A 23004-nucleotide genomic window follows, 5' to 3' on the forward strand; every position below is an offset into this window, starting at 1 on the left:
ATTTATGTAGGTTGGGTGGAGTGAAACGCAACCCAACATTACCACCAAATTTGATGTTGGGTTACGCGATCGCTGCAACCAACCTACAAAACTACGGTTCTCAAGGTAGACGAGGTTTATATACAAATATATTACTAGGAATTACGTACTGTACAAAAGAGCCATGTTGTGAAACAACGTAAATAGGTCGTTTCAGATTTCTATTAATCATTGATGGTAAATAGACCTACGTCGTAGGGACAATTCATGAATTGCCCCTATGACGGATCTGGTTTTCAAATCATTTATACTTGGTCTTTCCTGTCAATGCGTAACTCCTAATTCCTTAAAAAAATCCGTAATTGCCCCCTTGCTATTGATATTTTAAATTACTTAAAAGTAAAGGTTAGTGTAATAAGCCCTGAAAGAAAGTGCTGAGGGTTAATAAGTGGTCAAACAGTGCCGATATCACTGGTTAAAAGCTGTGATATTTTTCCACAAAGAAAAATTACTAGCTTTATTGCTGGGGATCTTCTTCTCAATCTCTGTAGTTTTACTCTGCCAGCAACTTTCAATTCAGACTCCAAGGTTATTAACACAAGTAGTATTGATTACAGGGTTATTGGTTGTCACGCTGACATTACCAATCTGTTTTGTCCTGGCGATAAAAGCAATAAATCAGGATTTAACTCACAAGATTTTTGAACAGAAACAAATAGAACTTGCCCTTCGTTGCAGCGAGAAGCGTCTGCACCAGTTACTGGAAACTGTCAAAGTCATCCCTTGGGAATTAGACTTGAAAACTGGTCGATTTACCTACGTTGGGCCGCAAGCAGTAGACTTGCTAAATTATGCGATCGCAGAATGGTACGAGAAAAATTTTTGGTACAATCATCTGCATCCAGACGATCGGGAAAAATCCGTTCGTTTTCGTCAAGAAGCAACTGCTAGGTGCGAGAATCACGAATTAGAATACCGGATGCTAGCAGCCGATGGGCGAGTTGTTTGGCTGCGAGACGTTGTTAGGGTAGTTGAAGAAGCAGAAACTCCTACTACGCTCAAAGGGTTTATGTTTGACATTAGTGATTTAAAGCAGATTGAAGAAACCTTGAGGCTGAAGGAGAGGGCACTTGCTGCTACCAATAATGGAATTATCATTGCCGATGCTAGACTTCCCTGTAATCCGGTAATTTACGTCAACTGCGCCTTTGAACAAATAACAGGCTACAGCACTACTGATGTGATTGGGCAAAACTGTAGATTTTTGCAACGCGCAGATATAGAGCAATCAGCACTCAATGAACTGCGCTCATGTATTCAAGCTAGAACAAGTTGTAAAGTTATCCTCCGTAACTATAGCAAAGATGGTATCTTATTCTGGAATGAATTGGGTATTTCTCCTATTGATGACGAAAATGGGAAGTTAAGCCACTTTATTGGAATTCAGACAGATATTAGCCACCGCAAGCAAGCTGAAGCCAGCCTGCATCAGCAAGCTCTCACTTTTGAAAACATGAATGATGGCGTAATTATCACAAATTTAACTGGAAATATTATTGACTGGAATCCTGCTGCCCAAAGCATGTTTGGTTATACTAAAGCTGAGATTTTGGCTAAACATATCAGTATTTTGCATCAACCGGAAGTAGCCGCAACATTAAGCACCAAAATTCTCGAAACAGTCAACCAGCAAGGACGCTGGTCAGGGGAAATACACTTTCTTGGTAAAGATGGCAGTGAGAGAATTTGCGAAACAACTGTAGTCCCTTTACAGGATGAACAGGGAGAAACTGTTGCCACTGTTGGCATAAATCAAGATATTACCGAAAACAAACGAGCTAAAGAAGCATTGCAACGCCAATTGCATCGCACCCTACTACTTGAACAAATTACTCAAGAAATTCGTCAAAGTCTTGATACCAGCAAAATCTTTGAGACAGCTGCTACCCAAATTGGACAAGCGTTTAAAGTTGATCGCTGTCTGATCCATTCTTATGTTAGCGACCCCATTCAGAAAATTCCTTTAGTAGCACAGTATAATACACTTTCCAGTCCCTGCTCAGTGTTGGGATTGGAAGTTCCTATGACTAATAATCCCCATGCAGAGAAGATGATGGCACAAGAAACTGCGATCGCCTCTCCTAATGTATATGCCGATCCTTTACTTAAGGCGGCTGAACCTATCTGCCGAAAAATTAAACTGAAGTCTATGCTGTCAATCCGCACCTCCTATCAAGGAGAACCGAATGGTGCGATCGGATTACATCAGTGCAGCTATTTTCGCCAGTGGACACCAGACGAAATCGAATTACTAGAAGCAGTAGCGGCTCAACTGGGTATTGCTCTAGCACAGGCTCACTTACTGGAACAAGAAACCCGCCGACGGGAAGAACTTACCTTGAAAAACTTTGCTTTGGAGCAGGCAAAACGTCAGGCTGAAGCCGCAAATCGGGCAAAAAGTGAGTTTTTGGCAATGATGAGCCACGAAATTCGGACTCCAATGAATGCTGTTATTGGCATGACCGATCTCCTGCTGGATACTGACCTCACCCCTCAACAGCAAGACTTTGTAGAAACAGTTCGCAGTAGCGGAGATGCTTTGCTCACCATCATCAACGACATTCTAGATTTCTCAAAAATTGAGTCGGGAAAGCTGGAATTAGAAGAACAGCCTTTTGATTTGAGAGCTTGTGTAGAACAGGCTATTTCTCTATTAGCCCCGAAAGCTGCCCAAAAAGATATCGAACTAGTTTACCTAATCCAACCGCAAGTTCCGACTCAGATCGTTGGCGATATGACACGTCTGCGGCAAGTCTTAATGAATCTCCTCAACAACGCCATTAAGTTTACCGAACATGGAGAAGTGCTACTCTCTGTTGAACTGGGGGCTGGGGATTCAGGGAAGCAGGGGGAAAATTCCTCTCCTCTGCACCCTTCCCCCGTTCGGCTACGCCCTTCTCTACGAGAGGCTGCGCCAACGACTACGCTCAGGACAAGCTCACGGCAAGCCCGCTCCTCTGCCTCTTCCGAGTCCCCAATCCAAATTCAATTTGCCATCAAAGATACAGGTATTGGCATCACACCAGAGAAAATAGAGCGGTTATTTCATCCCTTCACTCAGGCTGATGTCTCCATGACTCGAAGATATGGCGGCACAGGGCTAGGACTAGTGATTAGCAAGCGGCTTAGTAAGATGATGGGGGGCACTCTTTGGGTGGAAAGCCAAGGGATTGTTGGTGGCAATCCTAGCCCTAGATGGAAAAGTAGAGAATTATTATCATCTCCTTACTCTTCCCAAGGTTCAACATTCTACTTCACCATTACTGCCCAAGTGTCTGCTGTACCAGAAGCTGAATTTAGTAATTCGCCGATGCAGCTCCAGGGAAAGCGCCTGTTGATTGTGGACGATAATCTGACTAACTGTCAAATTATCAGCTTGCAAGCAGAGTCTTGGAAAATGGAAACTTATGCCGCCAAATCTGCGAAAGAAGCGTTAGCTCAACTTGCTCAGGGAACACAGTTTGATATTGCCATTTTAGATATGGAAATGCCAGCAATGGATGGCATAACCCTAGCTCGTCAAATCCGCAGGCAATCTGGTTGTCAACATCTACCTTTAGTGATTCTTACTTCTTTAGGTAGAGGAGAAACATTCTCTGACTTTGGTGATCTCGATGCTGCCTTTTTGAGCAAACCCATCAAACAGTCTCAACTCTACGATGTTATGACCCGTGTTTTAGGAAATCAGCCAAGCCAAGCGAGTATTTCTGATTTTCCCTTGGTTGATCGGCATTTGGCCCATCCACTGCCATTACGGATTCTTTTGGCAGAAGATACGGTTGTCAATCAGAAAGTTGCCTTACTGATGCTACAGAAAATAGGTTATTCAGCTGATGTCGTAACTAATGGGGTAGAAGTACTCAAGGCTTTGCAAAAACAGCCTTATGACCTAGTGTTGATGGATGTCCACATGCCCGAAATGGATGGGTTAGAAACAGCTCGGAGAATCTGTCAAGAATGGGAAGTTGGTTTTCGTCCGCATATCATTGCGATAACTGCCAATGCGATGCGAGGCGATCGCGAAATTTGTCTTGCTGCTGGTATTAATGACTACATTAGCAAACCGATTCAGCTTCAAAAATTAGCTCAGGCACTCAGCAAATGCCCACGCCAAAGAAGTCTTGAAGTCACTTCCATAGTCAAACAAGATCGAGCGATGTACTTAGAATTGCAACCTTGGCAAAATATTCTCCAAGAAGGGCAAAACCAGACATCAAAAAGTGCCAAAATTGATGCCAAAATTCTCCAATCCTTACGGGATATAGTCAGAGGCGATCGTGTTGTATTTGCTGAACTAATTAAGTGTTATCTTACAGAGACACCGAGACTGGTACAAGATATTAGCACTGCGATCGCAAATCGGGATGCCCAGACTATATGGAAGGCAGCCCATCAACTTAAGTCTAGCAGTGCCTCAATTGGAGCGATCGCTTTAGCACAGCTTTGCAAGGTTTTAGAAGCACAGGGACGGAGCAGTGAATTAGAAAACACCGTAGAATTACTCCCGCAGTTATACCAGGAATATGAACAAGTTAAAACTGCGTTAGAAAAAGAACTTGCGAAGGAAACACCATGACAGCTACTGCTCAAGAAAGCCAATCTTTAGTTCTAATTGTTGATGATGAGCCTTTTATCCGGATGATACTTCGGCATTTCTTGGAGCGGGAAGGCTATAAAATAGCGGAAGCTCAAAATGGCAGAGAGGCTTTAACTGCTTTTAAGGAACTGCGCCCTGACATAATACTTCTTGATGCCATCATGCCGGATATGGATGGGTTCGAGTGTTGCACTAACTTAGAACTTCTTGATTACAGCAAGCATACTCCAGTTTTAATGATTACAGGACTTGAGGATCAAGAGTCAGTTGACCGGGCATTTGCAGTGGGAGCAATGGACTATGTTACCAAACCGATTCACTGGCCAGTTTTGCGACAACGGGTAAAACGCTTGATTCAGCAATCTCAGTTACAACAAAAACTGGAAACCGTTAATTTGGAATTGCAGCGATTAGCTACTATTGATGGATTAACTCAAATAGCTAACCGCCGACGCTTTGAAGAGTATTTTAACCAAGAGTGGCAGCGTCTAAAACGGGATCAACGGCCTCTTTCCTTGATTCTTTGCGACGTTGATTTCTTCAAATTATATAACGATACTTATGGGCATCGAGTAGGCGATCGCTGTCTTCAAGAAATTGCTAAGGCCATCAAAAATATTATTAAACGTCCCGGAGATTTAGTTGCCCGTTATGGTGGGGAAGAATTTGCTGTGATTTTACCTAACACAGACACCGAAGGGACAACTCATGTTGCCAAGAAAATTTGCCATACTGTCCGAACATTAGCAATACCTCATGAAAATTCCCAAGTTAGTCCTCATGTAACCATTAGTGTCGGGTTTACGACAGAAATTCCTCAGTCAGATTCTGACTTGGAAGAAATGATTGCCGCAGCAGATCGGGCATTGTATCAAGCAAAGGCAGCAGGGCGCGATCGCTTTGTGCAAAATATTCTACTACCCAAAAATAAAAATTTCCGCTAGTGTGCCAAACTGTCACACATTAAGACTTGCTGCAAAAGCCTTGTAGTAGTCTGCCAACCCAAAAATGCTGCGTGATGGCTGGGGAAAGGGGAAGGTGGGGCCCCCACGAAGTGGGGATAAGGGGCAGGGGTAAGGGGTAAGGGATTTGAAACCTTTCCCCCTTCCCCTTTACCCTTTACCCCGCCAAATTCACTTGGCGAACTACTCGCTTGATCTAGCCTTCTTGAAGGCAATTACTTGAAATACTTAAAGTTGCGAGGCCCTGTGTAACCAGAAACTTTTGCTAGTTCATTTAAGTTTTGGACTCCGCTATAACTTTGACCATTGATGATCCAAGTGGGGAAGCCTTCAATTTTTGCGGCTTTACACAGTTCTGTTTGGGCTTTGAGCCCATCGGGAGCGCACTCTACCTTAACATCTTTGTTAATTATTTCCTCGGCTTCTTTACCAAAAAGCTGCTTTTGTTCATGGCAGTGAGGACACCAGTAAGCGCTGTATTCCTTTGCGCCTACCTTTGCTAGATGGCTTGCTAAGGCTATTTCTGCCTCGCCAGAAGTGGTGGTAACTTCCCAACCGAAGGCTGGGTTGGGGTCTCCTTTGGAATTAAAGGTAATTTTAACGGGTTGTCCTGGAGTTCCAGATATAACATCTGATTTATTCACGCCAGCATAAACGCCTAAAGTGCCAATCAGCGTTACCATACCCACAATTAGGGCGGTGAAGAAGATTTGTCCAATATCCTCCCAAGTACGACCCATAATTGTTAGTACTAAAAGACTCACAGAAAACAAAGCTGAACCGATACAGTAAGGACAAATAGCTTTGATTTGAGATGTCAGCACATACATTAAGTAGCCGCTAAAGACAGACATAGCGATCGCACCCACCAGCAGCAACCACCACGTCAAATTTTCCAATTGTTTGCGGCTATTGTTTTCCCCTGAGTTGAATACCAAGGGAGCTAAAGCCAATATCACCATACTGATATATGCCAAAAGCCCAAATAAAGCTAACGGCTGACCAAAAATTGTTGCCCAAGGACTGGAAAGCACATCATTACAACCCTTAGCGCCAGCCTCTGCCACACAAGCTGCACTGCCTCCTGTTAACTTTTCTATGGTGAGATAACCTGTGATCAGGGCACCACATCCAGCGATCGCGGCAATCAATGGCCGTGACCATTTATGAATCCAAGGAGTAGAACGACGGCGAATCATAAACTGCTATTGGTTAATGGGTATTGGGTATTGGGCATTGGGTATTGGGCATTGGGGAGGCAGTGCGGTCTTGGGGTTTCCCCAAGTGGAGCAACTGCCGTCATTGGGCATTGGGTATTGATTAATAATTAATAGTTCTTGTTCCTCTGCTTCCCATACTCTCCCTGCTCCCTGCTCCCTTGCTTTTTCCCTATGCCCCATTCCCCATTTAAGAATGTAATTTCACTTGTTCTGCTGATTTGCTTTCACCTTTGGAGTTCCAACTGCGACGCGCGGCTTCGACAAATTGACTGACGCGAATTGGGTCAATTGGTTGCTCAATACGTCCGTGACGTTTCAGAGAACTGGAAACTATTACACCATCTGCGGCCTGCATCAATGTATCAATATTTTCCCAACTCGCTCCACTACCAATAAACACTGGCGTGCCAGATGCTGCATCACAAGCTAGTTCCAAATCTTCTAAGTTAGGTGGACTACCAGTAGCCCAGCCTGACAAAATCACCCCGTCTGCTAAACCCCTTTCAATGGTGTCTTTCACGGCGACTGTGAGATTTGGAGAACTCAAAGGACGGGCGTGTTTCACCAAAACATCGGCCAGAATTTTAACATCGCAGCCTAACTCCCGTCGATAGCGGAGTAGGTGATGGGCTTCTCCTTCAATTAATCCCTGATCGGTTGCCATTACTCCCGTGAGAACGTTGACGCGGATGAATTGCGCCTGCACACAGCTAGCGATCGCCATTGCACTTTTGCTGTCGTTTCGCAAAACATTTAAGCCTATAGGCAAAGTCACCAAGTTTTGTATCCGTTGAACCACAATGGTCATGGCACTCACAACCACGGGATCGACTTGGTTTTTGGTAAAGGGCGCGTCGAAAAAATTCTCCACAATCAGACCGTCAACCCCTCCGCTTGCAAGGGCCACGGCTTCTTGTTCAGCTCGGTCAATCACCGCTTTTAGGCTACCTCCCCAACGGGGTGAGGTAGGCAGTGGTAGCAGGTGAACCACGCCAATAATCGGTGAGCGAGTTTTAAATAATTGATATAAGTCCACGTCTTTAATCCGCCTTGCGGAGTCCAGAGTCTAGAATTTTTTGACTATTGATTATATGACCCTTGACTCTTGACTTTTCATTAACTAGTCAAATGTGTTTTATGATAGTCGGTTTATTGCCTCCTTCCTCAGATGGAAATTGGCGTGAAACCTCCCATAAGATATGTTAAGATAAAACCTGGCTACAAGAGGAGTTTGCCACTCACTAGACGCAAGGCAGCTTTCCGTGGTTTAGGCATCTTGTCCGCGAACAGTCGTAGGACTTGCCAATCGCCAGGGTAGCATTACTGCTTTATAGGCGTAGTCGCTTTCGTCGATTTCCCTGAGGGTAGCGACTTCTCACAACAAGCCCTTTGGGCGGCTTCCCGATGGGTAGATTAACAACGCACACGCTGTGGTAATGTAAAATACCAATAGGCGAATTGTTAAAAAAGATTACAAGTGTCAAAAGTACCCAAAGACACTTCGATTTACCCTGGGGAACAGATTGATAGGAATATCATAACATGACCTCTATTTTTATTTATTAATGGGGTTATGAGTCCACGGACAGTTAAAAACAGTGGGAATTTGCCACTGTAGTGTTTCCATGAGGATGCTGATAGCAAAAAAGCGAAGTTAGCGCCGGAATGTTTGACAACAAGAAGAAAAAAATGAAGATATTTTCAAAATATGGGTGACAAGCCAACAATTGCCATTTCTCACCTGGGCTGCGAGAAAAATCGAATTGATACAGAACACATGTTGGGAATGCTCGTAGAAGCAGGCTACGGTGTAGATACAAATGAAGAGTTAGCAGATTACGTTATTGTTAATACTTGTAGTTTTATTGAAGCAGCCCGGCAAGAATCTGTCAGAACTTTGGTAGAACTGGCAGAGGCAAATAAAAAGATCGTAATCACTGGCTGCATGGCGCAACACTTTCAAGAACAACTTTTGGAGGAGTTGCCCGAAGCAGTAGCCGTTGTCGGCACAGGCGATTATCACAAAATTGTTAATGTAATTGAGCGTGTTGAACTTGGCGAACGGGTTAAACAGGTTAGTATCGAACCAACCTACATTGCCGACGAAACTACACCGCGCTATCGCACTACAACCGAGGGCGTAGCTTACCTCCGGGTTGCGGAAGGATGTGATTATCGTTGTGCATTTTGTATAATTCCTCATCTTCGAGGGAACCAGCGATCGCGTACTATTGAATCTATAGTCGCCGAAGCCGAGCAGTTAGTTAGTCAAGGGGTAAAGGAAATTATTCTAATTTCCCAAATCACTACTAATTACGGTTTGGATATTTATGGTAAGCCAAAATTAGCCGAATTACTTCGCGCTTTGGGGAAAGTAGATATACCGTGGATCAGAATGCATTACGCTTATCCCACGGGACTGACCCCAGATGTGATCGCGGCGATTCAAGAAACACCAAACGTCTTGCCTTATCTGGATTTGCCCTTACAGCATTCTCATCCAGATATTCTCCGCGCCATGAACCGTCCTTGGCAAGGGCGGGTAAATGATGGGATTATAGATCGCATCAAAACGGCGCTACCAACAGCCGTACTGCGGACAACATTTATTGTTGGTTTCCCAGGAGAAACACGAGAGCATTTTGAGCATCTACTAGAGTTCGTTCAACGGCATGAATTCGATCATGTTGGTGTCTTCACCTTTTCCTCTGAGGAAGGAACCCCAGCTTACAAGCTACCAAATCAGTTGGCCCAAGAAGTGATGGACGATCGCCGATACCAACTGATGGAACTCCAGCAACCGATTTCTCAAAAGAAAAATCAACAGGAAGTAGGCAAAATCGTCGATGTCCTGATTGAGCAAGAAAATCCTGAAAGTGGTGAATTAATAGGTCGTTCAGGTAGATTTTCCCCAGAGGTTGATGGCCTGGTGTATGTCAAAGGTCAGGCAAAGTTAGGAACCATCGTGCCAATAGCGATTCACCACGCTGATACATACGACCTCTATGGTCAAGTAGTCAATAACTAAGTTGTCATTCGTCTTTTGTCCAAAGTCCATTTGTTAAATGACCCTTACAGATTAGCCCTTATTTTAAGGTCAATGCTGCATTAATGGCAGTTTTCATGAGGGTTTACCTGAAACGCTCACGGACTTGCTGGCATAACCTCTCCAAGAGTTGAGGCTACGCTATCACCCTTGGCTTACTAATAACTAATGACTAATGACTAATGACTAATGACTAAATGACTAAATGGCTAATCCAAGAATCCTTACATAAAATTTAGGACGAATTAATGACTCTTTCATTCCAAGAATTAGGCATTTCCCAAGAACGTGTTGCACAACTAGAAAAAATTGGTTTTACCGAACCAACTAACATTCAAGTCCAAGCAATTCCCCAATTGCTGGGTGGTCGTGATGTAGTAGGTCAATCTCAAACTGGAACAGGCAAAACCGCAGCATTTTCACTGCCTATTTTAGAGCGGCTAGATATTAATCAAAAAGCCGTACAAGCCATAGTTTTAACACCAACTCGTGAATTAGCAATGCAGGTTCACGATGCGATCGCACAATTCATCGGTGATGAAGGATTGCGGGTGTTAGCAATCTATGGCGGTCAATCAATTGACCGCCAAATGCTACAACTCAGACGTGGCGTTCACATGGTTGTGGGCACTCCAGGACGAGTAATTGATTTACTCGATCGCGGCTGTTTAAAGCTCGATCAAGTGAAGTGGTTTGTGTTAGATGAAGCCGATGAAATGTTGAGCATGGGCTTTATCGACGATGTGATAAAAATCCTCTCACAAGCGCCCGTAGATCGCCAAACAGCTTTATTCTCGGCAACAATGCCACCATCAATTCGGATGTTGGTGAACAAGTTTTTGCGATCGCCTGCAACTGTTACTGTTGAGCAACCAAAAGCCGCTCCTAACAAAATCAATCAAGTAGCTTACTTGATCCCTCGCCACTGGACAAAAGCCAAAGCTTTACAGCCGATTCTGGAAATGGAAGATCCAGAAACAGCTTTAATCTTTGTTCGCACCAGACGCACAGCCGCCGAACTCACCAGTCAGTTACAAGGCGCTGGTCACAGTGTTGATGAATACCACGGTGACTTGTCTCAACAAGCACGGGAACGGTTATTGATCAGATTCCGTAACCGTCAAGTCCGTTGGGTAGTAGCAACTGATATTGCAGCACGAGGGTTAGATGTCGATCAACTCTCCCACGTAATCAACTTCGACTTACCCGATAGCGTAGAAACCTACGTCCATCGTATTGGTCGTACTGGTCGTGCTGGTAAAGAAGGAACAGCAATTTCTTTAGTACAACCATTTGAGCGGCGCAAACAGCAAACATTTGAACGTCATAACCGTCAAAGCTGGCAATTGCTGACCATTCCTACACGCGCCCAGATTGAAGCACGGCACATCCTGAAACTGCAAGAACAAGTGCGTGAAGCTTTGACAGGTGAGCGTTTAGCTTCATTCTTACCAATTGTTAGCGAACTAATTGAAGAATACGATGCTCAAGCGATCGCCGCAGCCGCATTGCAAATCGCTTACGATCAAACTCGCCCCGCTTGGTTGAGTTCAGATGTGGAAATTCCCCAAGAGGAATCTTCTGCTCCCAAACCAAGATTGGGCAAGCGTCGTGAATCTTCTAGCGATCGCCCCCGTTCTGCATGGAAATCAGATAGTAACAATGGTGAAGAAAGACATTCTTCTCCCAAGCCAAAACTGCGGACAAGTGGGCAAGAGTCTTCTGCATCCCCCAGTAAAAAGATAGGTTCACCTACAGCTAGAGAATCAGCTTCTTAGTCAAGAGTTAGAAGTTAATCAATTTTGGATTTTAGATTTGAGGTTTTTTCTTCAATCCAAAATCCAAATCTAAAATTGGAGAGTTGAGAGTTAGGAGTCAATATTTTGGCTTTGGCTCTTGACTTTTTGGCTTTTTTGGTAACTTTTTCTACCAGTTTGCAGGAAGATCAATTTAAAGATGCAATGAGAAACTGACACTATCAGACTTACTATCGGGTTGGGAGCTAGTAGTGTCAGAAATTTGGCCTCCTGTATTTGAGTAGTTTAAAATTGCTACAGCCAAGGACGACTAACTAGTTCTAATTCTGCAATTTCATCGTCATTCAATTTCCAGCCCAAAGCACCAGCATTCTGCCGTACTTGTTCGGCTGTCTTCACCCCAGCAATGGGAATAACGTTACCCTGAGCAATTAACCAGTTGAGAGCAACTTGAGCAGGTGTGCGATCATATTTTTCCCCGAAGTTGCGTAGCAAAGATATGACTGGGGCAATTTTTTGCAGACCTTCTTTCTTAAATTGCGGGTCTATTTTTCTCGCACCAGTGGGGATTTCAGCATTATTAATACTGTACTTACCTGTGAGTAATCCCTGTGCTAAAGGACTATATGCCAAGATCGTCACACCCAACTCACGCGCAGTTGCCAAAATACCTTTGCTTTCAATTTGGCGACTGAGTAAAGAATAACGGACTTGGTTCACAGCCAAAGGCACTCCACGGGCTCCCAGTATTTGATGCGCGTCTCGCATTTGCTCTGCTGAGTAATTACTCACACCGACTGCCGCAATTCTGCCCCGCTTCACTTCATCCGCTAGAGCATTCATCAAAGTTTGTTGACTTAAAAAGAAGGCAAAAGGCCAATGCACTTGGTATAGTGCGATCCGCTCAAGTTGTAGCCGTTTGAGGCTGGCTGTTAAAGCATCCGAGACAGATTGGGCTGTAAATCGCCACGGTACGGGGCCAAATTTTGTGGCGATTTGTACAGGTTGTTGTGTCTGTTGCAGAAATTGCCCTAAAAATTCCTCGCTCTTTCCCATTCCGTAGATTTCGGCAGTATCAAAGAACGTAATACCAGCTTCTAAGGCTGCGGTAAATGCTTCTTGTAACTGTTCTGGGCCGTAGCGATCGCCATAATTCCAAAATAGTTTATCACCCCAAGCCCAAGTGCCTATGCACAAGGGTGTAACAGATGGGCCATTTTGCCCCAATGTGATATTTTCCACGGTTGCAAAATTTAATTTATTTACATTTCTTTACTTTTATAGTGTATCGTTACAGACAAGATTGGGTGTGGGGAAGTTGATCTAGTGTTTTTAAGGATCTTCACGGTGCGATCGCGATTTAAACCCTGAATCAAACGCGCATAAGGGACTTTCAGTTAAAAAAATATCTTGTTTTAGGGAAGCAAAGCCTTGCGCCCCTAAAAACTATAAATAATTTGGGATAATTTATTTTTTGCAAGTCCCTAAACAAGATCCCCGACAACTTTTACGAAGTCGAGGATCTGCGGGGTGCAATTCTCACAAATCGAATAGGATTGCTATAGTTGAGTGTATTTACTGGTAATTATGAATTAGATGGTTTCTCCTGCTTGACTTTTTTGATTAATTGCATGTAGACATTAATTTCACTAATTTCTACATCATGCTCAACTCTGGTTACTTTCCATTTCTCTTTTTTTAGGTAAACTTCCTCTCCTACTCTGGGAGTAAATTGAAGATCATAGAACTTTTTTAGAAAATCTTTTTGATTTTCTTCCCATAATATTACTTTGACTGGTGCTTGACTCATTACTTATGCCTTTTTGGTTACTGGATGAAGCTAAGTACTTTGATGACATACATACGGCAAGTTTATCTTACTAATTCAATGGAATAGCGTAGTTAAAACCACATTTTAATATTGATATTTTTATCTGGCTTGATTGTGCCCGATAAAGTTACAGCACAATACCAGAACTTTAATAAAAGTTACTATTATATTTACTTCAAAATCTTTTATCAGCCAGGCAGTATTTGCTGCGATTTTGAATAAAAGTCTATCAACGGTTCAAAAGTGTGAAATCGGTCAGAAGCGTGCCAGTGGCAATGCTCTTAAGCTGTTGTACCTAGTTAAGAAACGAGAATTGAATAGCGTGATTTATTAAGGGGTTAACCCTGGACGATCTGCACTTATAGTAAGAGTTTCTCCAAAACTAAATGCTACTAATGATTTATGCTATAAACACAGCGACAGATTACACAGCTACTTGATAGGATGTTTTAGAGTGTCGCACTTCTTTCTTCACAATATTTTGAATAAATATCATTATTGCTACTGATGCGGTTAGCAGTAATAGTTAGTGAAGCTAGAGAAGCGTTTGAAGCTTGGATCACAAAAAATTATGTCTATTCCACAATTTCTTGCTGCTGCTAATGGCATAGCTCAGTTATGGTCTTCTGCTGACGGACAATTTTTAGGATTGCTATCAAGTGACCGATATGATATGAACTCCATTAGCAATCTTGATGGGATTTATGGCAGTTTGAATGACACCTGTAGTATTCGTAACCCGCATGGTTTATACGGAGGTATTCATGGAGGGCACAGTCCTTTTAATCCTTACTGTGGCAAACCACCTGTTGTTTCTTATCAAAATCAAATAGTGTTAGTTATTACAAGAAATATTAGTATTCAAATGAATGGATTACCAAGAATTGATCCAGATTTTATGTTAGGTGTATACATGCAACTTGGTTATTCACCAAATATATTTTACCCTACATCAACCCCAATGGATAGATTAAATCAAGCTGCTTGCAATACTCAGCAGTCTTTAAATCAATCAGCAGTAATTATTGCATCCATGTTTCGGTAATTGTTGTGTTACTTGTCTTATGGAAAGGGAATAATTTCTCAAAGATGCGATTACAGCAGGTGATTTAAAAGCCAAAGTAATAAGTAAAATCTAGCGAGTTAAGCGTGCCGATGTAGAACAGTACATTGATAAAATGTTTTAAATTTGTTGCTTAATTTTTCTGAATACTAAAGGTTAGAATTAATTTCTAAAAGTTACTTATTAACTCCTCTCGTTGCTCAAATCCTTTGTCTCGTTCTTTAAAAACAGTAAGTGATCGCAAATTTGGATCAGGTCGATCTACTAGTTCGTTATTCATTAGCTTAATGACTTCTTGGGGTGGTTCATCTACTAAGCAGATTTTATTATATTTTTCTAAATATTTATTCCGCCATTCATTTAGTTCCAGAAGAATATTATCATCAAGTTCTTCAATAATAAAATTCTCTATTGGACGGATAAAATTCACCCAATAATCATAAACTCTCTGCGGTAATTCACTTGATTTATCTTTGCTATAAGATACTAAATAATGCCAAGGTCGCATATATTGAAACAAATGTTTGAGATGTTTTGGCTTTTTATTCTTACAACGTAAATAACGAACTGCAAATGCAGGAAGTATAGAACAGCCATAAATCTCCCTTAAGCTGTAGTAGTTTTCATATTCTAAAGGTAGTTCAGTTGAATTACTCCAGTTTGAATAAAGGCAGTTCAAAGGAATCCGGGGATATGGTTTGGCTAAAGAATCATTTATGAGAATGTCGCATTGATGTAATGAATTTTTTGGATTTTTGTAATAAAGATGCTCAAAACATTGCTTTTTAATATCTATAACTTTAGCCTGTACTCGAAATCCTATCCATTTGTTTGCACTGGAATTAGTAAACCACCATTCCCAATCAGCGCCGTTTGCTCCTTCGTCTATTTTATTAAATGTTATGCTGCAAATTTCAGCCGAGTGCCTGATTTTTAGCTCAAGAATATTTAAATCTGTTAAAGTTTCTTCTCCAATTTGACAATTAATAGAACGTCCTTTATCAAGCATATCCCATGTCCACAAGGCACGACTTCTGAAAGTGTCACATAAAGTTGGACGCATATATAAAATATAAAAAGTAATACATAGTTTTAGTATTCCCCAACTCAAGTGAAAACTTAGTTGTCCAGGACGCAGCATAACAATTTTTCGGGGGAGTGAGTGTAGAAGTGCTATGCAAACTTTAGAGACTGGAGTCCCATCCTACCAAGTCCCAACTCCGATGCTAGAGTCAACTGCATCAAGTTGATGCCTATTGGCTGCTGATTGGTCGCGCCTAACTCATCTAAATAGATTCGCTGCACTTGGTCGCTGTTGAGAAATATTCGATGAGTTTTTTGATCCCTTGGTTCCAAAGAGCGTGATGAAAAAATTACTACACAAAACTAATCATCGTACTGAGAACGATTCCTGTTCAAGTACATCAGCGACTCAGTAAAGAACCGATGGTAAAGGGCTTCATCTTTTTGGAATTGAACTTCAGCAAAAAAGATCACTCTGGATGTTGCATCCTCTGGAGGTAAAAACACACCATCAATGCGACGAAAAGCGGTTTCTTTGACTTCAAGTGATTCAAATCGATAGTTTTGCCCTTGCAGAGGAGGATTATCAACCAGTTCAATGAGTAACCCAGGAAAGCGTTTAAAAATTTGATAGTAAATGGAGTCTCGTTTCACTACTTCATCCTAAAATTCTCTTGTTATGCGATCACGGATTACCACCAAACCCTAAAGATTAATCCTAACTTGGCTGAAGCTTATGCTAATCTAGGTGTATAATTGCTTGCCAAATAAGTGCGATCGCATCGTAACTTCCATGTAACTTCCATTTTTCGTTCGCTGATTTTGAGCGGGTAGGGTTTATCTTTATTTAAATAGAGAGAGATTAAATCCTATAAACTATACGAAAAAGTAGCTATGGCAAGCGGTGAAGTATTTGATACCAAAACAAAATCCCTATCTGTGCCAAGGGTAAACCTGCTGACCATGTTCCGGCTGGGTTTATTTCAGATGGGGTTGAGCATGATGTCTATCTTGACTCTGGGCGTACTCAACAGAGTCATGATTCAAGAAATAGCAATTCCGGCGACGCTGGTATCAGTCGTTCTAGCACTGCCTTTATTTGTTGCTCCTTCCCGTATCTGGTTTGGCCAGATTTCTGATGCCAAGCCGTTATGGGGATACCACCGCACAGCTTATGTTTGGGTAGGCGCGGCAATATTTGCGATCGCAGCATTTTTAGCTGTACAAGTAATGTGGCAGATGAATGTTGCTGGAAATAGTGTAGGTACTTGGGTATGGACAACCCAAACAATCGGCTGGACAGCACTTTTGGCTTTAGTTTTCGCTGTCTACGGTCTAGGAATTTGTGCTAGCGGTACTGCTTTTGCTGCTTTGTTGGTGGATATATCTGAAGAAGATAACCGTTCTAAAGTAGTCGGTGTGGTTTGGTCGATGCTAATGGTGGGGATTATTGTTGGCGCGATTATCAGTGCCAGCTTGCTGAAACAGTTAACCCCAGAAGCAACTTTAGAAACCTTGCAGCCAGCAATCAACCGATTGTTTACTATCGTCCCAGCAATTGTATTTGGTTTAGCGATCGCAGCAACATTCGGCGTAGAAAAAAAGTACTCGCAATACTCAACCCGTTCCACATTGGTAAATCGGGAAGACAGTATTACTCTAAACAATGCTTGGAAAATCTTGACAGCTAGCCCACAAACAGGCATCTTTTTCACCTTTTTACTGGTGATGACCATCAGTTTGTTTATGCAAGACCCGATTTTGGAACCTTATGCGGGTCAAGTGTTTAAAATGCCCCTAGCGGAAAGTACCAAATTAAATATTTTTTATGGAACGGGTCTGCTGATTGCCTACGGTGTTACTGGCTTTTATATTGTCCCGCGTTTGGGTAAGCGCAGAACTGCACGTCTAGGCTGTATGTTGGTAGCATTCTGTGCAATATTGCTCGGTATATCAGGATTCACAGCTAATGCAGCAGTTCTCAAACTAGGTTTGGTCTTATTCGGTTTAGCCACAGGTTTCTTAACTACAGCAGCAATTAGCTTGATGTTGGATCTTACCGCAGCGGAAGCCGCAGGTACGTTTATTGGGGCATGGGGATTAGCGCAGTCCCTCTCTAGAGGTGTGGCGGTAGTCATCGGAGGTACAGTTTTGGATATTGGACGCAAGCTGTTACCGAGTTTAGAGTTAGCTTATGGACTGGTATTTGCCCTAGAAGCAGTAGGAATGGTGCTATCGATTTGGTTTCTAAATCGGGTGAACATCACAGAATTTCAAACAAGTACCAAGCAAGCGATCGCTTCGGTTTTAGAAAGCGATTTAGACTAAACTGTATAGGGCATGGGGCATTGGGCATTGGGCATGGGACAAATGACCAATGACCAATGACAAATGACCAATGACAAATGACTAATGACAAATGACTAATAACCAATGAATGATTTTTGGACAACAATTCTAGATTTTGCCCAAACTACCACTACCAGGGTGGGTAAGCAGCTAATGCAAGATTTTGGGCAAGTACAGGCTTCCCAAAAAGCTGATGGAAGTTTGGTGACGCAAGCAGATAAATGGGCAGATCAGGAAATTCGGGATGCGATCGCTTCTAATTTTTCTGGTTATGGCATTTTGAGCGAAGAGAGCGATCAGTCATTTCCCGGTACTGAGTGGTGTTGGGTAATTGACCCCCTAGATGGTACAACCAACTTTACACGCGGCATTCCCATCTGGACAATATCTCTGGGTTTACTGTATCGAGGTACGCCCATTTTCGGTTATGTTTACGCACCAACATTGAATCAAGCTTTTCATGGTTTTTGGGCGGGTTCATCTGGTTTAGCAACACCAACAGGAGCTTTTCTCAACCACCACCCCATCCACACTAGTATTGATAGTCCCAGCAATAATCACTTTTTTAACCTTTGTTCTCGTAGTACCGCAGTTATCAAAAACGGCTTTCCCTGCAAAATTAGGATGTTGGGTGTAGCTAGCTATAACTTTTTGACGGTTGCTACTGGGGCAACATTGGGTGGTATTGAGGCGACACCAAAAGTTTGGGATATAGCGGGGGCTTGGGTAATTGTCCAGGCTGCTGGTGGAGTATGGTCATCGCTTAAATCAGAACCGTTTCCGTTGTCACCGGGAGAAGATTATAGCGATCGCTCTTTTCCCACTTTGGTTGTCAGTCGTCCCGAATTAGTTCCGGTATTTCAACCTTTTCTGGATGGCGTAAAAATCTAATCAGCTGCTCTCACACTTAAAACAGTTATTTTGTCAATCAGAGTAGTGAACGGCGACATCCCGACATCAAAGTTAATAAAGCCCTAGTCAGACAAAGAATTGAGTATAAATAAAACTAGTAATAATCCTGTTTTAAGTGCCAAACCAATGTAGTTACTAATTTAAGTACCGTTGTGGCTTATATCACACTGCTTAATTTAGTATAAATAATTTTATGTTATCTAATCTAGATTTAATTCGAGAGTTTGTGCAAAACTCTATCCAGAAAAAAGAAATTTTGTTGTCAAATCCTGCTTTGACAGCGCAAACAGTTTATAAAACCAACCAACTGACAGCAAAAGCTGAAGGTGTGATTGCCACCTTTCAACTATCTAATACACTATCTGAATTCTTGATTTCTCCAAAATCATCCCAGTGGGAATTGATAAATCAGGTATTAGCAGAATATAGTTATCTTCTCAAAGGAGAAGTAGATAGTCGAGGTTTCTATCAGTATCAATACAGCGAAGTTCCCAAAGGCTATGAGATGCACTGTACTAAATCTGTACTTCTATGGCGAGCTTGGTGGAAATATCGCAAGTATACTTCAAGACTAGGGATTCCCTTGGAACTTCTGATCAGGACGCGGGATTCATGGTATCCAATCCGAGATTTAATTATTAGTGATGGACTTCTTTATATCAAAACTTTAGGAAGCGAGATCGCACTTGATTCAGAAGACTTGGTTACTTGGTTAAGCAAAATTGATGTAACTAAAACTAAAGAAATACCTAGTACAGAGACATAAGCGTGGGTAGAGGCGTATAGATGTACGCTCCTACAGCCGATTAATTATTTTGCAAAGATTTTTGAAACTGGTATGACAACATATTAGGCAAAGGACGTGAAAAAAAATGAAAGGACTTTGGCTCGAAAATAACCAGTTGCAACTACGTACAGATATTCCCATTCCTGAACCACCACCAGGTGAAGCTTTGATACGCGTCTTGCGTGCGGGTATCTGTAACACTGATTTGGAACTACTCAGAGGCTACTATCCCTACACTGGTATTTTAGGGCATGAATTTGTCGGTGTGGTTGAAAAAGGGCCAGAACACTTAGTTAACCAACGCGTAGTTGGAGAAATCAACGCTGTGTGTGGCCATTGTCGGTTTTGTCGGAGTGGACAACCAACTCACTGCGAAAATCGCACAGTTTTAGGTATTGTCAATCGGAATGGAGCCTTTGGTGAATATCTCTGTTTGCCGGTAAAGAACCTGCATTTAGTACCCGATAATGTGCCGACAGAAGTAGCTACATTTACCGAACCCATAGCAGCAGCTTTGGAAATTCAGCAGCAAGTGTCATTACGTCCAAATGACCGCGTGTTAGTGGTTGGAGATGGCAAATTAGGGCAGTTGGTAGCCCAGACACTAGCCTTAACTGGCTGTGAACTCTTGGCTGTGGGGCGACATCAAGACAAACTTGCCAACTTAGAGGCACGGGGGATTAAAACTGGTTTAGCTGATGCTGTAAAAGATGGATATTTCGATATCTCAGTAGAATGTACAGGCAACCCAGAAGGATTTGCGATCGCCCGCCGCGCCCTCCGTCCCCGTGGTACGCTTGTTCTTAAAAGTACTTATGCTGGCAACCTCAGCTTAGATGTTTCTTCTTTAGTAGTGGATGAAATCACTCTCATCGGCTCCCGTTGTGGCCCCTTTACTCCAGCCCTCCAGCTACTAGCCACAGGACAAATTGACGTACAACCCCTGATTCATGCCACTTACCCACTCATTGAAGGGCTTGTAGCTTTTGAACACGCTCAAAGTCACGGTGTTTTAAAAATTTTGCTGGAAATTAGTCATTAGTCATTAGTCATTAGTCATTTGTCATTGGGTATGGGTTATTACCCTTTTCCCCTTGTCTCCCTCATTTCCTCCAGTCCCCAATCCCCAGTCCCTAATACAAATAAGGATTAGTCTTCGGTTGATAGTCAAGACAATTGATCGCTTCTTCTGTATTGGCAATAGATGGGCGTACAGTACATTTCAGACGGTAATTGTCGGTAAAAAATTGGCAGCCAGTACAGGGGATTTGATGCATTTGCTTGGCTGTAGCCACGCTATCTCGCGCCGCCGTCCAGAGACTCATAACAACGAGAATAGTTATAGTCCAAGCAGTGATAAAGCATATTGGGATTAACAAAGGTTGAATCCCATGAAGGAGGAAAAATATCACTTCTAACATAGTATGTCCTGATACAAATTAGGAATTAGAAGTATATTAACTCCTAACTCCTAATTCCTAACTTCCGACTATAGAAGTATTTAAATACCAGCATGACCTAGCGCTAAACCTGTTACTAGCATTCCTAGCACAAGGAACGGTTGGGCGCTGGCTTGGTACTTAACATCATTCTTCACAGGATCGCGCAAGAAATACATATCTTGCAAGGTGATTTGCGGGATGATTAACAATACTAGGATTGCTGCATACAAATTCTCATGGATGCTGACGAGATAAGCTGCGATAAATCCTTGAAATACATCAATTGTCACTACACAAATCCATGCCGCAGTGGTGATACCAAACATTACGGGTAATGAATTTAATCCTAGCTGGCGATCGCCTTCTACACTCTTAAAGTCATTGACAATGGCAATACCCAATCCAGCCAAGCTGTAAAACATTGTCAAAACCACAATTGTGGAATTGAGATCGCCAAACAAAGCGTGTCCTGTAGACCAAGGTAGGGTAATGTAACTTGCACCCAAGGCATAGCTGCCTAGCCAGCCGTTTTGCTTGAGTTTCAGGGGAGGTGCAGAATAAATATAGGCGATGAAAGAACCGATAATTGCGATCGCTGTAATTGTCGGGAATTCATGACCAGACCACACATCCAACGCAAACGCCAAACCATAGCCAGCAATCAGTAACACCCAAATCTGAATAATTACCTGTGGTAGGGGAATTGCCCCAGAGGGAATCGGGCGATAGGGTTCATTGATGGCATCGATTTCGCGATCGTAGTAATCATTGAGGATTTGGGTGTAACCTGTCATCAATGGCCCAGCCAGCAGCATACAGGTTAATACCTTCAACACATTTTCCAGCGTCCAAGTATAGTTACCCGAAGAAGCCGCACCACAGACTACGCCCCAAATTAAGGGAATCCAGGTAATCGGCTTCATTAGCTGCAAACGAATTTTCCAAATTGAAGTTTCTCCAGCAGCTGCACCTTTCATCCCTAGCAACTGCCTAGTTTTCGCATTGCGATCGGCGGATGCTATTGCTTGCTCATTGGGATTATTTACCACTGAGTCTAATGCCTCAGATGGGTTAGGGTCTGGAGTAATGGGAGTTGATTCTGACATAATTTTTACTGATTAATTAGGCATTGGGCATTGGGGAGGCAGTGCGGTCTTGGGGTCTTCCCAAGTGGAGCAACTGCCGTCATTGGGCATTGGGCACTAGGCATTGGGCATTTGTTTTAAGTTTCTTCCCTATTCGCTATTCCCTATTCGCTACTCGCTCACATGAGGACAACATGACTGTAAGATTTGGTCTTCTCGGCGCCGGCCGCATCGGCAAGGTGCATGCCAAGGCCGTGACCGGCAATCCGGACGCCGTGCTCGTCGCCGTCGCCGATGCCTTCCCGGCTGCCGCCGACGCCATCGCCAAGCAATATGGCTGCGACGTGCGCACCATCGAGGCGATCGAGGCAGCCAAGGACATCGACGCCGTCGTGATCTGCCCCCCGACCGACCCCCATGCCGCCCTGATCGAGCGCGTCTCGCGCGCCGGCAAGGCGATCTTCTGCGAAAAGCCGATCGACCTCGATGTCGACCGCGTGCGCGCCTGCATGAAGGTCGTGGAGGACACCAAGGGCAAGCTGATGGTCGGCTTCAACCGCCGCTTCGACCCGCATTTCATGGCCGTGCGCAAGGCGATCGACGAGGGCAAGATCGGCGACGTCGAAATGGTCACCATCACGTCGCGCGACCCCGGCGCCCCGCCGGTCGATTACATCAAGCGCTCCGGCGGCATCTTCCGCGACATGACGATCCACGACTTCGACATGGCCCGCTTCCTGCTCGGCGAAGAGGTCGTCTCGGTCTCGGCAACCGCGGCCGTGCTGGTCGATCCGGAAATCGGCAAGGCCGGCGACTATGACAGCGTCTCCGTCATCCTCCAGACGAAATCCGGCAAGCAGGCCGTCATCTCCAACTCGCGCCGCGCCACCT

At 43.3% G+C, this 23004-nt stretch carries 19 protein-coding genes and 1 pseudogene; 11 read left to right on the top strand and 9 right to left on the bottom strand.

Annotated elements, in window-relative coordinates; all coding sequences use genetic code 11:
* From G1O98_RS26115 to G1O98_RS26125, 3 genes are all read left to right on the top strand, one after another.
* Nucleotides 1-182 (top strand): hypothetical protein (locus tag G1O98_RS26115; protein ID WP_207794511.1); only part of this gene is annotated, 182 nt, incomplete at its 5' end.
* 245 nt (nucleotides 183-427) lie between these two features.
* Entirely contained in the window at nucleotides 428-4615 is a 4188-nt protein-coding gene (locus G1O98_RS26120) for a PAS domain S-box protein (protein ID WP_163933970.1), read from the top strand.
* Nucleotides 4612-5580 carry a PleD family two-component system response regulator gene (locus tag G1O98_RS26125; protein WP_163933973.1) on the top strand — a complete coding sequence of 323 codons (969 nt, stop codon included), beginning with the start codon at nucleotides 4612-4614 and terminating at the stop codon, nucleotides 5578-5580. Before G1O98_RS26120 ends, G1O98_RS26125 begins: the two co-directional genes overlap by 4 nt.
* Nucleotides 5581-5813: 233 nt before the next feature.
* On the opposite strand, the gene G1O98_RS26130 is transcribed toward G1O98_RS26125, so the two are convergent.
* From G1O98_RS26130 to btpA, 3 genes are read right to left on the bottom strand one after another with little or no spacing between them, the layout of a single operon-like run.
* Entirely contained in the window at nucleotides 5814-6797 is a 984-nt protein-coding gene (locus G1O98_RS26130) for a vitamin K epoxide reductase family protein (RefSeq protein ID WP_163933978.1), read from the bottom strand.
* 6 nt (nucleotides 6798-6803) lie between these two features.
* Entirely contained in the window at nucleotides 6804-6998 is a 195-nt protein-coding gene (locus G1O98_RS26135) for a hypothetical protein (protein ID WP_163933982.1), read from the bottom strand.
* Between the two features lie 7 nt (nucleotides 6999-7005).
* Nucleotides 7006-7854, bottom strand: a complete 849-nt coding sequence (btpA, locus tag G1O98_RS26140) for a photosystem I biogenesis protein BtpA (protein ID WP_163934000.1) — start codon at nucleotides 7852-7854, stop codon at nucleotides 7006-7008.
* A gap of 672 nt (nucleotides 7855-8526) precedes the next feature.
* Between btpA and rimO the strand changes: the two genes are divergently transcribed.
* Complete coding sequence (rimO, locus tag G1O98_RS26145; RefSeq protein ID WP_163934016.1) at nucleotides 8527-9846, top strand: 30S ribosomal protein S12 methylthiotransferase RimO; 1320 nt, start codon at nucleotides 8527-8529, stop codon at nucleotides 9844-9846.
* Nucleotides 9847-10112: 266 nt separating this feature from the next.
* Entirely contained in the window at nucleotides 10113-11642 is a 1530-nt protein-coding gene (locus G1O98_RS26150; RefSeq protein WP_163934020.1) for a DEAD/DEAH box helicase, read from the top strand.
* A gap of 273 nt (nucleotides 11643-11915) precedes the next feature.
* Here G1O98_RS26150 and G1O98_RS26155 read toward each other — a convergent pair whose 3' ends face one another.
* Nucleotides 11916-12863: an aldo/keto reductase gene (locus tag G1O98_RS26155; RefSeq protein WP_163934023.1), complete on the bottom strand. Its 948-nt coding sequence runs from the start codon at nucleotides 12861-12863 to the stop codon at nucleotides 11916-11918.
* A 343-nt stretch (nucleotides 12864-13206) separates the two neighbouring features.
* Nucleotides 13207-13431: a hypothetical protein gene (locus tag G1O98_RS26160; protein WP_163934026.1), complete on the bottom strand. Its 225-nt coding sequence runs from the start codon at nucleotides 13429-13431 to the stop codon at nucleotides 13207-13209.
* 592 nt (nucleotides 13432-14023) lie between these two features.
* Here G1O98_RS26160 and G1O98_RS26170 point away from each other — a divergent pair.
* Entirely contained in the window at nucleotides 14024-14497 is a 474-nt protein-coding gene (locus tag G1O98_RS26170; protein ID WP_163934030.1) for a hypothetical protein, read from the top strand.
* Between the two features lie 187 nt (nucleotides 14498-14684).
* Here G1O98_RS26170 and G1O98_RS26175 read toward each other — a convergent pair whose 3' ends face one another.
* Both G1O98_RS26175 and G1O98_RS26180 read right to left on the bottom strand, forming a co-directional pair.
* On the bottom strand, nucleotides 14685-15656 hold the full coding sequence (locus G1O98_RS26175; protein WP_163934033.1) for a DUF6615 family protein: 972 nt from the start codon (nucleotides 15654-15656) through the stop codon (nucleotides 14685-14687).
* Between the two features lie 77 nt (nucleotides 15657-15733).
* A pseudogene (locus tag G1O98_RS26180) lies at nucleotides 15734-16192 on the bottom strand (Rpn family recombination-promoting nuclease/putative transposase); the annotation flags it as partial.
* 240 nt (nucleotides 16193-16432) lie between these two features.
* On the opposite strand from G1O98_RS26180, the gene G1O98_RS26185 reads away from it, so the two are divergent.
* The 4 genes from G1O98_RS26185 (at nucleotide 16433) to G1O98_RS26200 (ending at nucleotide 20628) form a co-directional block, all read left to right on the top strand.
* Nucleotides 16433-17866 (top strand): BCD family MFS transporter, encoded by a 1434-nt coding sequence (locus G1O98_RS26185; RefSeq protein WP_163934036.1) that lies wholly within the window; start codon nucleotides 16433-16435, stop codon nucleotides 17864-17866.
* 105 nt (nucleotides 17867-17971) lie between these two features.
* On the top strand, nucleotides 17972-18778 hold the full coding sequence (locus tag G1O98_RS26190) for an inositol monophosphatase family protein (protein ID WP_163934039.1): 807 nt from the start codon (nucleotides 17972-17974) through the stop codon (nucleotides 18776-18778).
* Between the two features lie 214 nt (nucleotides 18779-18992).
* Nucleotides 18993-19565 (top strand): hypothetical protein, encoded by a 573-nt coding sequence (locus G1O98_RS26195; protein WP_163934042.1) that lies wholly within the window; start codon nucleotides 18993-18995, stop codon nucleotides 19563-19565.
* A 106-nt stretch (nucleotides 19566-19671) separates the two neighbouring features.
* Entirely contained in the window at nucleotides 19672-20628 is a 957-nt protein-coding gene (locus G1O98_RS26200; RefSeq protein WP_163934045.1) for an alcohol dehydrogenase catalytic domain-containing protein, read from the top strand.
* Between the two features lie 91 nt (nucleotides 20629-20719).
* Here the strand turns inward: G1O98_RS26200 and G1O98_RS26205 are convergent, their stop codons facing one another.
* Nucleotides 20720-21007, bottom strand: coding sequence for a hypothetical protein (locus G1O98_RS26205; protein WP_163934048.1), 288 nt, complete (start codon nucleotides 21005-21007; stop codon nucleotides 20720-20722).
* Between the two features lie 80 nt (nucleotides 21008-21087).
* Nucleotides 21088-22134, bottom strand: coding sequence for a chlorophyll synthase ChlG (gene chlG / locus G1O98_RS26210; protein ID WP_163934051.1), 1047 nt, complete (start codon nucleotides 22132-22134; stop codon nucleotides 21088-21090).
* A 173-nt stretch (nucleotides 22135-22307) separates the two neighbouring features.
* On the opposite strand from chlG, the gene G1O98_RS26215 reads away from it, so the two are divergent.
* Nucleotides 22308-23004 (top strand): Gfo/Idh/MocA family oxidoreductase (locus G1O98_RS26215; protein WP_163934054.1); only part of this gene is annotated, 697 nt, incomplete at its 3' end.

This window comes from Nostoc sp. UIC 10630, from assembly GCF_010747425.1.
Lineage (GTDB): Bacteria > Cyanobacteriota > Cyanobacteriia > Cyanobacteriales > Nostocaceae > Nostoc.

Coding starts and splice junctions, on each gene's coding strand:
- G1O98_RS26135 (WP_163933982.1), bottom strand. CDS start 6,998: ATGGGGCATAGGGAAAAAGCAAGGGAGCAGGGAGCAGGGAGAGTATGG.
- G1O98_RS26185 (WP_163934036.1), top strand. CDS start 16,433: ATGGCAAGCGGTGAAGTATTTGATACCAAAACAAAATCCCTATCTGTG.
- G1O98_RS26170 (WP_163934030.1), top strand. CDS start 14,024: ATGTCTATTCCACAATTTCTTGCTGCTGCTAATGGCATAGCTCAGTTA.
- G1O98_RS26200 (WP_163934045.1), top strand. CDS start 19,672: ATGAAAGGACTTTGGCTCGAAAATAACCAGTTGCAACTACGTACAGAT.
- G1O98_RS26190 (WP_163934039.1), top strand. CDS start 17,972: ATGAATGATTTTTGGACAACAATTCTAGATTTTGCCCAAACTACCACT.
- G1O98_RS26150 (WP_163934020.1), top strand. CDS start 10,113: ATGACTCTTTCATTCCAAGAATTAGGCATTTCCCAAGAACGTGTTGCA.
- G1O98_RS26125 (WP_163933973.1), top strand. CDS start 4,612: ATGACAGCTACTGCTCAAGAAAGCCAATCTTTAGTTCTAATTGTTGAT.
- G1O98_RS26130 (WP_163933978.1), bottom strand. CDS start 6,797: ATGATTCGCCGTCGTTCTACTCCTTGGATTCATAAATGGTCACGGCCA.
- rimO (WP_163934016.1), top strand. CDS start 8,527: ATGGGTGACAAGCCAACAATTGCCATTTCTCACCTGGGCTGCGAGAAA.
- G1O98_RS26205 (WP_163934048.1), bottom strand. CDS start 21,007: ATGTTAGAAGTGATATTTTTCCTCCTTCATGGGATTCAACCTTTGTTA.
- G1O98_RS26175 (WP_163934033.1), bottom strand. CDS start 15,656: ATGCTGCGTCCTGGACAACTAAGTTTTCACTTGAGTTGGGGAATACTA.
- G1O98_RS26160 (WP_163934026.1), bottom strand. CDS start 13,431: ATGAGTCAAGCACCAGTCAAAGTAATATTATGGGAAGAAAATCAAAAA.
- chlG (WP_163934051.1), bottom strand. CDS start 22,134: ATGTCAGAATCAACTCCCATTACTCCAGACCCTAACCCATCTGAGGCA.
- G1O98_RS26195 (WP_163934042.1), top strand. CDS start 18,993: ATGTTATCTAATCTAGATTTAATTCGAGAGTTTGTGCAAAACTCTATC.